We start from the raw sequence: 14,448 nt of genomic DNA, 5'->3' as shown, positions 1-14,448 counted from the left end.
TTTCCCTCTGTTGAGGGGTAATCCAGAGGACACTGAAAATGACACAGGCAATCGCTGCGGGCGTTGTGCATGATCTGATCGGCATCGGTTTCGGACCTTCCAATCTGGCTCTGGCCATCGCCCTGGAAGAGCGCGGGCAGGTTCAAGGCCCCCTGAATGCGTTGTTTTTAGACAAACAGGCTGACTATCGCTGGCACGGCAACACCCTGGTCACTCAGAGTGAGCTGCAGATTTCGTTCCTCAAGGATCTGGTCACGCTGCGCAATCCCACCAGTGCGTATTCCTTCGTCAATTACCTCAAGGCCCACGGTCGTCTGGTGGATTTCATCAACCTGGGGACCTTTTATCCATGTCGTATGGAGTTCAACGACTACCTGCGCTGGGTGGCGTCGCACTTTGAGGCGCAAAGCCGTTATGGCGAAGAAGTGCTGAGCATCGAGCCGGTACTGCATCAACAGCAGGTCGAAGCCCTGCGAGTGATTTCCCGCGATTCTCACGGCTTGCAACACGCTCGTACTACGCGCTCTGTGGTAGTGAGTGCCGGGGGAACGCCGAATATTCCGACGGTTTTCAAAGCGCTCAAGGATGACCCGCGGGTTTTCCATCATTCCCAGTACCTGGCGCGCATGGCCAAACAGCCATGTGTCAGCGGCAAGCCGATGCGCATCGCAATTATTGGCGGTGGTCAGAGTGCGGCTGAAGCGTTTATCGACTTGAACGACAGTTATCCATCGGCTCAGGTGGACTTGATTCTGCGTGGTTCGGCACTTAAACCTGCGGATGACAGTCCGTTCGTCAACGAGGTGTTTTCGCCACAGTTCACCGATCTGGTGTTTGCCCAAAACACCGCCGAGCGCGAGCGTCTGATTGTCGAGTATCAGAGCACCAACTATTCGGTGGTGGACATCGATCTGATTGAGCGCATCTACGCGATCTTCTATCGGCAGAAAGTCTCGGGCATTGCCCGTCATGTTTTCCGTAGCCTGACCAGCATTGAAAACGCCACGGCAGACGGGCAGGGCATCAAGTTGGCGCTGCGCAACACCGCCAATGGCGAGATGCTGGAGCAACACTACGATGCGGTCATTCTGGCCACCGGTTACGAGCGGCAGATGCACCGTCACCTGCTGGCACCACTGGCCGAATACCTGGGCGACTTCGAAGTAGGCCGGGACTACCGGATAGTCACCGATGAGCGCTGCAAGGCGGGGATTTACATGCAAGGTTTCTGTCAGGCCAGCCACGGCCTGAGTGACACCTTGTTGTCGGTTTTACCGATTCGGGCAGATGAGATTTCGGCGTCCCTGTATGCCCATGACAAGCGCAACAGCCAGCATCCAGCGGTGACTGAGCCTATGTTGGCCAGCGCGAGCTGAGACGCCATATCCCGCGCGGATGTCAGGCTTTATGACATTCGCGTGGTGAAACTGAACTCTTCCTGAAGAAGTTTCTGATTCATAAAGCGGAAGCCTTCCTACGGTTTACTCTCTAAAACGTCGGGCGTAAGCTGCCCGCGTTTTGATCAATAGCGCAGAGACCAAGTGGATAGCAGTTTGAGCGACAGTAGTTGGCCGGGTTCTAAGACCGGCATATTTTCGGCAAGCTAGCGCGCAGAATCCCCTGCCGCTTCTTGCTTGATAGCGAGAGGTGGCGTCTTGCCCGGGGCTGTTGTGACCCGAGCCCGCAAGCCCTCTTTCCGACACTGAAACGTGTGTGATTAACGCCCTTGGCGCATCGCAACGCGTTGTATGCGCGTGCCTTTTGGCTCATGCGCACGCTTGGCTGTACCTGCTTGTCGGCTTCGTTGACCGCCAGGGGAATCGTTATGGGCAACTTCTTTAGACTCGTTCGCCGCCGCCAGCATCGGCCCGCGCTACCGGGCAGTTTGCGATTGTTTGAATAACCGCGAGCCCCAGGCTCGCTCACGAGATTAAAACCATGAACGACGGTTCCAGATTAAGGCCGGCTGTGTAGTCACTCTGCTTGGGGTGAGCGCAGGCGGCGCAGGAGTAGCACCATGAAACTCGCCCTGAAAGAATTTTTCGCAGGCTTTTTGCGCACCCGCCATATTGGCCGGCACTTCCGCCGCCTGGCTTTGCTCGACAGCCTGACCAACACCACGGTCAGCCGCGAAGTGCCACCGACCCTGGCGCAAACTCTGGTGGCGGCCGCCAATACTGACAGCGCCGTTTTGATCGACAACCTGGGCACCCACACCGACGGTCTGAGTGAGGCCGAGGTTGAGGTGCAGCGTCAGCAATACGGGCTCAATGAAGTTGAACACGAGCAGCCGCTGAGCCGTTGGGTACATTTGTGGCACTGCTACAAAAACCCGTTCAACCTGCTGCTGACCTTGCTCGCAGCTGTATCTCTGGCCACCGATGACATTCAAGCCGCCGTGGTGATTGGCACGATGGTGGTGTTATCGACGTTGCTGCGGTTTTGGCAAGAGGCCAAATCCAACAAGGCGGCTGATGCCCTCAAGGAAATGGTCAGTAACACCGCGACGGTGATGCGTCGCGATTTCAGTGCTGACGCATCGCCGATGTTTGGCAAGTTCTATGGCGCGGCACAGAAAATCAGGGGCGCGCAGCGTATTGAGCTGGCAATCAAACAGTTGGTGCCGGGTGATCTGATCGTGTTGTCGGCGGGAGACATGATTCCGGCAGACTGTCGGGTACTGAGCGCCAAGGATTTGTTCGTCAGCCAAGCGGCGATGACGGGCGAATCGATGCCGGTCGAGAAGTTTGCGCGTCAGTTTGATAGCCAGACCAGTAACCCGCTGGAACTGGACAATATTCTGTTCATGGGCACCAACGTGGTCTCCGGCGCGGCCACGGCGGTGGTACTGACCACGGGCAACAACACCTACTTCGGGGCACTGGCACAGCGGGTTGGCGCGACCGATCGCGGTCCGACTTCGTTTCAGACCGGGGTCAACAAAGTTAGCTGGTTGCTGATCCGCTTTATGTTTGTGATGGCGCCACTGGTGCTGTTCATCAATGGTTTCACCAAGGGCGACTGGACGGAAGCCTTGCTGTTCGCACTGTCTGTCGCGGTGGGCCTGACCCCGGAAATGCTGCCGATGATCGTGACCTCGACCTTGGCCAAAGGCGCAGTGTTCCTGTCACGCAAAAAAGTCATCGTCAAACGTCTTGATGCGATCCAGAACTTTGGCGCGATGGATGTGCTGTGTACCGACAAAACGGGCACGCTGACCCAGGACAAGATTTTCCTGGCCAGGCATGTGGATGTCTGGGGGCAAGAGTCCGACGACGTGCTGGAAATGGCCTACCTCAACAGCTACTACCAAACCGGGCTGAAAAACCTGCTGGACGTGGCGGTGTTGGAGCATGTCGAGGTTCACCGCGAATTGAACGTGGGTACGGCCTTCAACAAGGTCGATGAAATCCCGTTCGACTTTACCCGTCGCCGCATGTCCGTAGTGGTGGCCGAGCAGGACCAGCCACATTTGCTGATCTGCAAGGGTGCTGTCGAAGAAGTGCTTTCGGTGTGCAAAACCGTGCGTCATGGTGAGCGGGAAGAAGCCCTGAGCGACGAACTGCTGGCGCGTATTCGCCAGGTTACCGCGGCCTTTAACGAAGAAGGCTTGCGCGTAGTGGCAGTGGCTGCGCGGCCGATGACGGAAGGGCGCGAGACATACAGCCTGAGCGATGAGCAGGAACTGACGCTGATTGGTTATGTAGCGTTTCTGGATCCGCCCAAAGAGAGCACCGCGCCTGCGCTTAAAGCGTTGGCAGAGCATGGGGTTGCGGTAAAAGTTCTGACGGGCGACAACGAACTGGTTACGGCCAAGATCTGCCGTGAAGTGGGCCTGGAGCAGAAAGGCTTGCTGATGGGCAATGACATTGAGCGCATGAGCGATGCCGAACTGGCGGTAGCGGTTGAAACCACCAACGTATTTGCCAGGCTGACACCGACGCACAAGGAACGCATTGTGCGTTTGCTCAAGGCTAACGGGCATGTGGTTGGCTTTATGGGAGACGGGATCAATGATGCGCCTGCGCTGCGCACGGCTGATATCGGGATTTCGGTGGACAGCGCGGTGGATATTGCCAAGGAAGCGGCAGATATCATCTTGCTGGAGAAAAGCCTGATGGTGCTGGAGGAGGGTGTGCTGGAAGGGCGTCGGACCTTTGCCAACATGCTCAAGTACATCAAAATGACCGCCAGCTCGAACTTCGGCAATGTGTTTTCGGTATTGGTGGCCAGTGCGTTTATTCCGTTTTTGCCAATGTTGCCGATGCATCTGCTGGTTCAGAACCTGCTGTATGACGTGTCACAAATCGCCATCCCTTTCGATAACGTTGATGAGGAAATGCTGAAAAAGCCGCAGCGCTGGCAGCCTGCGGACGTAGGGCGTTTCATGTTGTTCTTTGGGCCGATCAGCTCGATTTTCGACATTCTGACCTTTGGCCTGATGTGGTATGTGTTTAAAGCCAATACCCCTGAACACCAAACCCTTTTCCAGTCGGGCTGGTTCGTGGTTGGGCTGCTGACTCAAACCCTGATCGTGCACATGATCCGCACACCGAAAATCCCGTTCCTGCAAAGCCGTGCGGCAATGCCGTTGATGGTCATGACGGGGGTGATCATGGCTGTGGGCATCTTCCTGCCAATGGGGCCGTTGGCCGCTTACTTCAAATTACAGGCCTTGCCACCGCTGTACTTTGTGTTCTTGCCCATGATCCTGCTGGCGTACATGGTACTGACCCAGGCCGTGAAAGGGTTCTACATTCGCAAGTTCGGCTGGCAATGAGGCCTGCCACGGCCATCTGAGTAACGAGGGTTGCGGTCTTTTGAGATTGGCGTTTGCATGAGCAGTGAATTTCCGGCTCGGCAGCTCAAAAGGCCAAAACCCTTGGCAGCTTTAAGTAGCGAATATAAGAAAAATCTTACAGATAAGATGGTGAATTCCCTTCTCGTAGGCGGCATCTGATTAGCGATCATTCGCGGCTCGATTTCGAACGGGCTTCAGTGTGTTGCGCTCAAATATAGTGGGACCTAAAGAGGTTGATTGTAGGATCTATCCTATACTTTCAATGTCATCCATTAGGTTGTTTTTTACCGGCTTGCGCCGGCTATACCTACTCAAAACGATATGTTTGCGCCTGATATACGCTGATGCTCGGCTTACTGGCAGAGGATTAAATGTATGAAAGTGTTGATTGCTGATGATCATTCACTTATTCGATCAGCGATGAAAGTGCTGATGGAAAGTCAGGGGTATGAGGTCGTGGCAGAAGCGGCCAATGGCACCGATACGGTTCAACTCGCGCGCCTGCATAACGTTGACTTGATTGTCCTGGATATCACCATGCCGGGCCTGGATGGCCTGGAAGTGATCAATCGAATCAGGGCTTCAGGGCTGGATACCCGTATTCTGGTACTCACCTCACAATCGCCGCTGTTTTACTCACAGCGTTGCATGAAGGCAGGTGCCGCAGGGTTTATCACCAAGAGCCAGGACCTCACGGAATTGCTGAGGGCTGTCAAAGTGATCATGGATGGCTATACGTTCTTTCCGTATCTGGCGGCCAGTTCGGTACGCAACAGTGATGCAAGCATGAGCGACGTGGAGTTGATTCAGCATTTATCGGCACGTGAGTTGTATATTCTGCAACAACTTGCTCGAGGCTTGAGTAACAAGAAGATTGCTGAAGACATGATATTGAGCAGTAAAACCATTAGTACTTATAAGGCGCGATTAATAGAAAAACTGAATATAAAGTCGGTCGTCTATTTGGCAGATTTTGCCAAACGTAATGATCTGATTTAATTGAAAACACTTGCATGTCTGGGACTCATTGCGCTGCTACTTGTCCTTGGCCAACCCAATGCAGCCGCTGACCCGCCAGTGCAACCCTTGCGGCTGTTGGGCCGTTCGAATGTCGAAGCGTACAGCGTGGTGCTTACGGCATCTGACTGGCAATGGCTCAAGCAACAAGGCCCCTTGCGTTTGGGGGTCTCGGCACCCGACTACGGCCCTTTTGACCTGGTCGTCAATGGCCAGGATTTCGAAGGGGTAACGGCTGACTACGCGCAGTTGCTGTCGCAGTTGTTGCACGTCGATATCGAGGTCAAGCGTTACCCTTCAAGGCCGCAAGCGATTGAAGCACTCAAACTGGGCGAGTTGGATTTGCTCAGCAGCTCCAATGGTTTTGAAGCGCAAGATCCCGCATTGGTGTTAAGCCTGGCGTACGCGGACGACACACCTGCGCTGGTGACGCGCAGCAGTAATCGGGAGCGTCCGCCAGTTAATCTGGCAGGCCTGCGCATAGCCATGCTGGATCACTATTTGCCGCGGCAAAAGGTCAAGGACTTCTACCCCGAAGCATCCTTGCAACTGTATCCCTCGACTCTGACCGCTATCGGCGCCGTGGCATTTGGCCAAGCCGATGTTTACCTGGGGGATTTTATCAGCGCCAATTACTTGATCCAGAAGAACTACTTGAACAACGTGCAACTGGCTGACTTTTCACGTCTGGAAGGCAACCCATTTTCTTTTGCACTGCGTGGTGATGAGCCTAGATTGGTGCGCATTATTAATGCCGCGCTGGCGGTAATCCCACCCAGTGCACGTATGACAATCCTGCGGCGCTGGAGCTCTGACGGGCCGCAAATCAATAACCCGTGGCGGTTTAACCCCACTACAAGCGAACAGAGCTGGTTGGCAGAACACCCGCGATTAAAGGTAGCGGTCAATGATCAGTTCCTGCCGCTGTCGTTTTTTGATGAGCAAGGCGAGTTCAAAGGTTTAATTGCCGATCTGTTAACCAACATCAGTGCACGGACCGGCATAGAGTTTCAGCCAGTACGCGAGCATACGGTCGGGGGCGTGATTGAGTTGGTCGCCTCGGGCAAGGCAGATGTGTTGGGTGCTATCACCAGTAGCACCGCTCGTGAAAACCAGCTGAGCTTTACTCGGCCTTACCTCACCACGCCTTTTGTGCTGACCACCCGTATTGGCTCCGAGGGCTTTGAAACACTGGATGAAATGGCCAGCCAGCGTGTGGTGTTAGTACGTGGCAATGTGCTGCGCGATTTTATTGTGCATAGCTACCCACAGGTTCAGGTGCTGGAGGCTGACAACCCTCCGGCGGCCTTGCAAATGGTGGCAGAGGGCAAGGCCGATGCGGCGATCTGCACGCTGGTCAGTGCGCGTTATCTGGTCTCGCGGCGTTTTGCCAAACAATTGCACATCACGAGTACGGTGGGCACACAACCCGAGCAGATCGGATTTGCCACTGCTGGCAATGATCCTCAGTTGAATTCGATTCTGAACAAGGCATTACTCAGTATCACCCCTGGAGAAATGAGTGAACTGACCCGTCGCTGGCGCACTGACACGCTGGCGGGTGAGAGCTACTGGTTGCGTAATCGCGCTGCAATTTTACAAGGCTTCGCTATTGCGGCGGCCTTGCTGTTGGTGGCTATCGCGTGGATTACCTATTTGCAGCGGGTAATTGCCAAGCGTCAGCAATTGTTGAACGAGTTAAATATCGCCAAACAAGGCGCTGATGAGGCGAACCGGGCGAAGACCACATTCTTGGCTACCATGAGTCATGAAATCCGCACTCCCATGAATGCGGTGATTGGCATGCTGGAGCTGGCACTGAAAAAAGCCGATCAAGGGGTCATGGATCGTTTTGCTATTGAAGTGGCCTCGGTATCTGCCCGCGAGTTGCTCGAACTGATTGGCGATATCCTGGATATCGCACGTATTGAATCCGGGCACCTGTCGTTGAGCCCCCAACGGGCGAATATCAAATCGCTGGTAGAGGCCGTGGCGCGGATGTTCGATGGACTTGCGCGGCAAAAGCACTTGAGTCTGGTGTGTGAGTTGAGTCCGCAGGCGGATGCTGAGGTTCTGATCGATCCGATACGTTTCAAGCAGATCGTCTCCAACTTGCTGAGCAATGCGATCAAGTTCACGCACAAGGGCGAAGTTCGTCTGATCTTGAAAGTTCAGCCCGTTGACGATGCGCAGCAGGTGTCAATTTGCTTGCGTGTCGAGGACACGGGGGTGGGTATTTCTGATGAAGACCAGCGTCGCTTGTTCAGTCCATTTGTTCAGGCCAGTAACAACACCCAATCGGCACGCAACGGTTCAGGTCTGGGGTTGGTGATTAGCCGCGATCTTTGCGAAATGATGGGGGGGCAGTTGCACCTCAGTAGCCTGGAAGCGATCGGCACCCGGGTTGAGGTCATGATGGTGGTGCCACTGCTTGAGCCTGAAGAGTTTGCGGTAGACACCGAGCAGCAAGAGGTGGGCATTACCCGGTCGTTGAATGTTCTGGTGGTGGATGATTATCCGGCTAACCGGATGTTGCTGGCCCAGCAACTGAGTTATCTGGGGCACCGGGTGACGGACGCCGAAAATGGAGCGTTGGGCCTGAAAGCGTGGCGGACGGGGCATTTCGACGTGGTAATCACCGATTGTTCGATGCCGGTCATGAATGGCTATGAGCTGGCGCGGGCAGTGCGCTCCGAGGAGGCTTCCCTGGCACGGGTGGCTTGCCGGATTTTTGGTTTTACGGCGAACGCACAACCGGAAGAAGTCGAGCGCTGCAGGGACGCCGGTATGGATCAGTGCCTGTTTAAGCCCATCAGTTTGAATGACTTGAGTGCGTGTCTGGCGTCTGGTGTACCGCAGGATGCGAAAGGCCAGGATAGCCATGAACCGGAGGATGGCGCCGAGATTAATCTGACGTATCTCAAACAGTTGAGTCAGGGCGATGATGGGGTGATTCAAAAGCTGCTCACTGAACTGGCGGTCAGCAATCGACAGGACCTTGTATCCCTGGTCGAACTGTTTGTGAACGATGATTACCAAGGGCTGGCTGACCTGGCGCATGGGGTCAAAGGGGGAGGGAGGCTGATTCAAGCCAATAAACTGATCGAGTGCTGCGAGCAACTGGAAGCGGTTTGCCAGGCGGGGGAACCGCAACGTCTTACCGTTGCGGTCGATGCGCTGCACAGCAGTATGGAGCAGTTGGCTGAACAATTAGAGCGTTACGCGCAGGTCAATGAGTCACCTGAATGATGAGACCAAAATGCCAACCAGATCATTACGAATACTGATAGCCGACGCAGATCCGGCTCAGGCTCTAAAAATAGAAAAGGCCCTTAATATTTTGGGTTACTACCGGATCGCGCCTTTGTACAACGCTGAGGCGTTGGTGGGTTTGAAGGTCGCGGACACCAATGAATATGACGTGTTGCTGATCAGTCAGGACATGGCAGGAGGGGACATCACGGATGAGGTCGAATATCGCAATGAGAATTCGCATTTTCGCCATGTACTGATGTACGCGGATGTCGACAAGTTTGTCAGCCAACTCCCCAGGCTGATGCCGATGCTGGATTCTTCGGCTCAGCCTTGAAGCGCAGACTTGTCTGTATTACCTCGGCCGCGCTAAGGTCTGGTGTCGTCATATACAGACACTAATGGACTGATTCGTCGAGGAATACGCGTAATGTCGGATGTCGTTGTAGTGCAAGCAGACTATACAAACCCGGTTCACGCCCAGGCGCTGAGAGACGTATTGAACCACTATGCCAAAGACCCGATGGGTGGTGGTCAAGGGCTGTCGCAGGAAGTGCTGGATGGGTTGCCCGCCGCGCTTGCCAAGCGTCCCCATGCATTTAGTGTGCTGGCGTTCGTCAACGGTGAGGCGGCTGGTCTGGTGAACTGTTTTGAAGGGTTCTCGACCTTTGCCGGTAAGCCTTTGGTCAACGTGCATGATGTGTCAGTAGTGGATACGTTTCGCGGCCTGGGCCTGAGCCAGAAAATGTTGCTCAAGGTTGAAGACATCGCCCGTGAGCGCGATTGCTGCAAGATCACCCTGGAAGTGCTTGAAGGCAATCCGGTGGCACAAGGTTCCTATCGCAAGTTTGGCTTCAGCGACGGGCAACTCGACCCGGCTCATGGGCGTATGTTGTTCTGGAACAAGTATTTGTAAGCAGGGCAAGCCTGCTCCCACAAAAATGACAAAAATGTGGGAGCGAGCCTGCTCGCGAAGGTCGTAAACGATAGTGCGTGCATACGGGCTAATCGCGACGCTCTTGACGCTTTCGCGAGCAGGCTCGCTCCCACAGTTGCGGCCATATACCTTAAGTGAACAGCATTGCGGCTTAGAGTGTCCACTCCAGGCCTAAAGCCACCGTCCTCGGTTCGCCCCAGAACACGCCGTTATAAAAGCCCACGTTTTCGTAGTACTTCTGATCGAGCAGGTTCTTGACGTTCAGCGAAGCGGAGACATGCTCGTCGAATTTGTAGCGGGCCATCAGATCGACCAGGGTGTAGGACTTTTGATTAATGTCTTCTTTGAAGGTGATCGGGTTGCCATCTGCGTTTTTCTCACCGGTAGGACGATTGGCTGCTCGGTAGATATCGCTTTGCCAGTTCACGGCGGCACCCACGGTCATGGCGTTCCATTCCCCCGGCAGGCGGTAGGTGCTCGAGACCTTGACCAGGTTCAATGGCGACGCGGTGTTCATGCGCTGGCCTGTGGCGTTGCGTGAGTGGGTATAGGTGTAACCGGCAACCATGTTCCAGTCACGCATGACCTCACCAGCCAGCTCGATTTCAAAGCCATTGATCTTGTTGCCCTTGCCTCCGGATTTGTAATATTCCTCGCCGTTGGGGCCGCGTGGCACTGAGTCGTCGATTTCCGGCACGTTGTCCTGTTTGCTCCAGAACACGGCCGTCGACAAGTTGAGGCGTTCTTGCAGGAAGCTGCCCTTGAGGCCCAGTTCGTAGTTACTGCCAACTACAGGTTCCAGGTATGAGCCCGAAACAGATTTTTCTTCGGAAGGATTGAAGATATCCGTGTAGCTCACATAAGCCGTGAAGTCTTCGGTGAAGTCATACAGCAACCCTGCATAAGGCGTGATGATGTCGTTTTGTGTTTGGGATATATCGGTGTACTCAATGATTGTCTGGTTTTCATCGACGTAATCGTTACCGGTATTGGAGCTTTTCCAACTGCCATAACGGCTTCCGAGTACGGCATGCCATTTGTTTGTCAGGTTAAAGCGAGTGGCCAGATAACCTGACTTCTGTTTGATGATGCTGCGGGGGCCTCCAAGGCCAGTATCAAAGTCCTGATATGCGGGAATTGAGCCCATGTCATTCCAGTCGGGGACGGTGTTGTAGTCCTTTGGATTGAGAGATTTCAACAATGGTGAGGTGCTGTCATATTTGGCCTCGCCGTAACCCACCATCAGGTCGTGGTCTCGCCCGAACAAGGGGTAAGTGCCCGAGATATTGACGTCGACGGCGGTCATTTTTTCGTCACCGGTGAAGTGGCTGCTGTTGGCAAACATGCCCGTCCCATCGGCATTAGGGAAACCGCCACCGGCGTAATACACCTTGCCCGCGGCGTCACTGGTGCGATGGGTATAGGCCGCTTTCAGCCGCCAGTCGTTGAACAGTTGCTGGTCAAGCGTGGCAAACGCGGTTTTGTCCTTCATCGGCCACGAACTCCACGGGGTGGCCCAGTTGGTTGAACGGCCAAGATGGGCTTTGTCACCTGAGCCGGTCCAATAGGGCAGAGTACCCCAGGATGTACCCTGTACCTGCTTGTCCTGATAGTCGTAACCCACAGCCAAGGTAGTGGAGTCGGTCAGGTCCGCTTCCAAAATTCCGTAGGCCACTTCTCGTTTCAGGGCGTAGTTGTCGCGAAACGATTTGCTGTCGCGATAGGCAAGCACAGTGCGCCCGCGCAAACGGCCATCGAAGGCCAGCGGTCCGCCCACATCGACATAGCTGTAATAGTCATCGTAGCTGCCGCCCATGACGCCGGCCTTGGCCTGCAGCTCGTGGGTCGGGCGTTTGCGGATCATGTTGATGGTGCCCGACGGATCACCTGCGCCGGTGGTCAAACCGGTGGCTCCGCGCACGACTTCAATGCGGTCGTAGATGATGGTGTCAGCATCAGACTTCATAAAGCTGAAGGTGTTGAGCATCCCGTCAATCTGGAAATTACGAATGGTATAGCCACGGGCGGAATAGGCGACCCGGTCCGAGTCGTTGTGCTGCACTACCACGCCGGTGGTATGGCGCATGGCCTCGGTAAGGGTGTTGAGGTTGAAGTCGTCCATCTCCTGGCGGGTGACGACCGAGATCGACTGCGGGGTTTCGCGAATGCTCAGGTTGAGTTTGGTCGCGGTGCTGGTCGAGCCCGTGGTGTAGGAACCACTGTTTTCGGTGGTTGCACCCAGGCCTTCGGCAGTGACACTGGTACTGCCCAACTCCAGCGAACGGGTGGTTTTTTCGGTGTCATCCAGTTCGGCATCTGCCAGTAATTGCGGGCTGACGACACTGCTGATAAGGCCGAGAGAAAGGGTAATGGAACGGGTTATGGGCGCGAGCATGGCTGCGGCTCCTTGTTATTGATCTGAAGTTGTCTAGTGCTTCAAACGAATAACAAGGGGACGAGTTAAGACAAATGAGACTTATTGTTGTTTCTGGGTATGTGTAACGTTGAACTAAAACGCTGCGGGGCGGTATTGGCGCCCCGCAGCGTTTTTTTATTGCGTGGCCACACTTCCCGGAGCAGGAGGTTTGGGTTTGATCAGGCTGAAGTCGATCAAGGCTTTTTGCGGGCGCGAGTAAGGATCGCCAATCAGTTGCGGGCGGGCGACAAATTGATCGCTGACCAGGCTCTTTTTATCGTCGAGCTCGTCGGCACTCAGGCCTGCCAGGTCTGTCCAAGTATGGATGAACTGCGAGCTGCTGTAAGGGCGGCTGAGGTCGCTGGCGAAATTCCAGGCATGGCTTTCACGCCATTTTGGCGAGGCCCAGGCCATAAACGGAATGGTGTACATCGGCGCGGTCGGTTTGGCTTCGTTACGCCCCAACGTGTTGTGGCCGACCGAATCGAACACGTCTTCGCCGTGGTCGGACAGGTACAGCAGGAAACCATTGGGATCGGTCTTGGCAAAGTCCTTGATCAGGCTTGATACCACAAAGTCGTTATACAAAACGGCGTTGTCGTAGCTGTTGTACGTAGGTACTTGATCATCGGTAAGGCCAGACGGTACACCGGTGCGGTCGACGAATTTTTCGAAGGTCGGCGGGTAGCGGTACTGGTAGCTCATGTGGGTGCCGAGCAGGTGAATCACGATCAGCTTGCGCGGGGCACTGTCGGCAAGGATCTTGTTGAATGGCTCAAGTACATCGCCGTCGTACTGACGGGCGTTCTGGTTACGGTTGTTGTTGAGGTAGACCTGCTGGTCAGCCTGCTCGGAGAAAGTGGTGAGCATGGTGTTGCGCTTGGTCATGGTCTGCTGGTTGGTCACCCAGAAGGTCTTGTAACCGGCTTGCTTCATCACACTGACCAGTGACGGGGTGCTGAGGTACAGGTCAGGGTTTTCTTCGTCGGCAAACGTCAGCACTTGCTGCAGGGCTTCGATGGTGTAAGGACGTGGAGTCACGACGTTGTCGAAAATCGCCAGTTGATCGCGCAATTTGTCGAGGTTGGGTGTGGTTTCGCGAGGATAGCCATAAAGGCTCATGCGCTGGCGGTTGGTGGACTCGCCAATGACCAGAACCAGGGTGGTGGGTTTGCCGGCTTCAGTGTCCTTGAGGTTGGTCAGGGGTGGGATCTTGCTGGCGCTGGCAAGCATGCCTTGCATGTTGTCCAGTTGCTCAAGATAACGGCGATAAGCCACCACCATCTGCCATGGCACTGCTGGTTCGACACGGCTTTCGAAACTTTCCATGGCCGAGGCAAAGGTGTCGTGCTTGATGGTTTGCTTGATCAGCGGATAACCGACAACGGCCACCAGTATGGCGATTGCTGCGGTCCAGGCTTGCACGCGGGGCAGATACACCGGGCGCAGGCGAGTCCAGAGGAACACGGCAAAAGCGGTATGCGCCAGGAATGCCAGGACCATCCACCAGGCAAAGTACTGGGTCATGTATTCGCCAGCTTCGGAGATGTTCGATTCGAACATGATGAAGATGACGCTTTGTGAGAACTCTTGCTGATAGATAAAGAAGTAGCCAAGGCTGGCCATGGAGCATGCCCACAGAACGACGCCGATAACGGCAGCCATGACGCGGGTATGCTTGGGAAACATCAGCATCGGGGCCAGCCAGATGGCGCTCATCACAAAGGCTTGGCGAAACCCTGAAAACCCCGAGGTGCCCGTCAGCTGGATCAGCAGTTGGGTGATGCCGGAGAAATACCAGAAGAATAGAAACAGCCACCCAAGGGCCGCCCAGTCGAACCCCTTCGCAGATGTGTTACTGCGTTTAAACATCCCCATACAGCGCTCCAGCCGATAACTACTTGATTGGTTAGTGCCGTGTAGGCAGGCACAACACATGAGAACTGCATCAATGATGAGCAGTCGCAAAGTGTTTAAGTATTGCGAAGTGCATGTGAAAACTTTGTCACCAACAGTGGCGACTGT

General features: G+C 54.9%; 8 protein-coding genes. 6 read left to right on the top strand and 2 right to left on the bottom strand.

Annotated elements, in window-relative coordinates; genetic code table 11:
• The first annotated feature begins 38 nt into the window (after nucleotides 1–38).
• From V6L79_RS20105 to V6L79_RS20080, 6 genes are all read left to right on the top strand, one after another.
• The gene (locus V6L79_RS20105) at nucleotides 39–1,376 is read left to right on the top strand and encodes a lysine N(6)-hydroxylase/L-ornithine N(5)-oxygenase family protein (protein ID WP_261739095.1); all 1,338 of its coding nucleotides are present in this window, start codon (nucleotides 39–41) and stop codon (nucleotides 1,374–1,376) included.
• A 641-nt stretch (nucleotides 1,377–2,017) separates the two neighbouring features.
• Nucleotides 2,018–4,780, top strand: coding sequence for a magnesium-translocating P-type ATPase (mgtA, locus tag V6L79_RS20100; RefSeq protein ID WP_338579395.1), 2,763 nt, complete (start codon nucleotides 2,018–2,020; stop codon nucleotides 4,778–4,780).
• A gap of 396 nt (nucleotides 4,781–5,176) precedes the next feature.
• Nucleotides 5,177–5,800, top strand: coding sequence for a response regulator transcription factor (locus tag V6L79_RS20095; RefSeq protein ID WP_261739093.1), 624 nt, complete (start codon nucleotides 5,177–5,179; stop codon nucleotides 5,798–5,800).
• On the top strand, nucleotides 5,801–9,067 hold the full coding sequence (locus V6L79_RS20090; RefSeq protein ID WP_338579394.1) for a transporter substrate-binding domain-containing protein: 3,267 nt from the start codon (nucleotides 5,801–5,803) through the stop codon (nucleotides 9,065–9,067). It abuts the gene before it with no gap.
• 10 nt (nucleotides 9,068–9,077) lie between these two features.
• Nucleotides 9,078–9,407, top strand: coding sequence for a hypothetical protein (locus V6L79_RS20085; RefSeq protein ID WP_321834044.1), 330 nt, complete (start codon nucleotides 9,078–9,080; stop codon nucleotides 9,405–9,407).
• A 93-nt stretch (nucleotides 9,408–9,500) separates the two neighbouring features.
• Complete coding sequence (locus V6L79_RS20080) at nucleotides 9,501–9,986, top strand: N-acetyltransferase (RefSeq protein WP_261739090.1); 486 nt, start codon at nucleotides 9,501–9,503, stop codon at nucleotides 9,984–9,986.
• Nucleotides 9,987–10,158: 172 nt separating this feature from the next.
• Here the strand turns inward: V6L79_RS20080 and V6L79_RS20075 are convergent, their stop codons facing one another.
• Nucleotides 10,159–12,402, bottom strand: coding sequence for a TonB-dependent siderophore receptor (locus V6L79_RS20075; protein ID WP_321834043.1), 2,244 nt, complete (start codon nucleotides 12,400–12,402; stop codon nucleotides 10,159–10,161).
• Between the two features lie 156 nt (nucleotides 12,403–12,558).
• A complete protein-coding gene (locus tag V6L79_RS20070; RefSeq protein WP_261739088.1) occupies nucleotides 12,559–14,301 on the bottom strand; it encodes a phosphoethanolamine transferase CptA in 1,743 nt (580 codons plus the stop codon).
• Nucleotides 14,302–14,448: the final 147 nt, after the last annotated feature.

The sequence above is a fragment of the Pseudomonas sp. ML2-2023-6 genome (genome assembly GCF_037055265.1).
In the GTDB taxonomy this organism is placed as follows: domain Bacteria; phylum Pseudomonadota; class Gammaproteobacteria; order Pseudomonadales; family Pseudomonadaceae; genus Aquipseudomonas; species Aquipseudomonas kulmbachensis.
The sequence above is the reverse complement of the archived record's forward strand: the minus strand, read 5'-3'. Positions and strand labels throughout refer to the sequence as shown.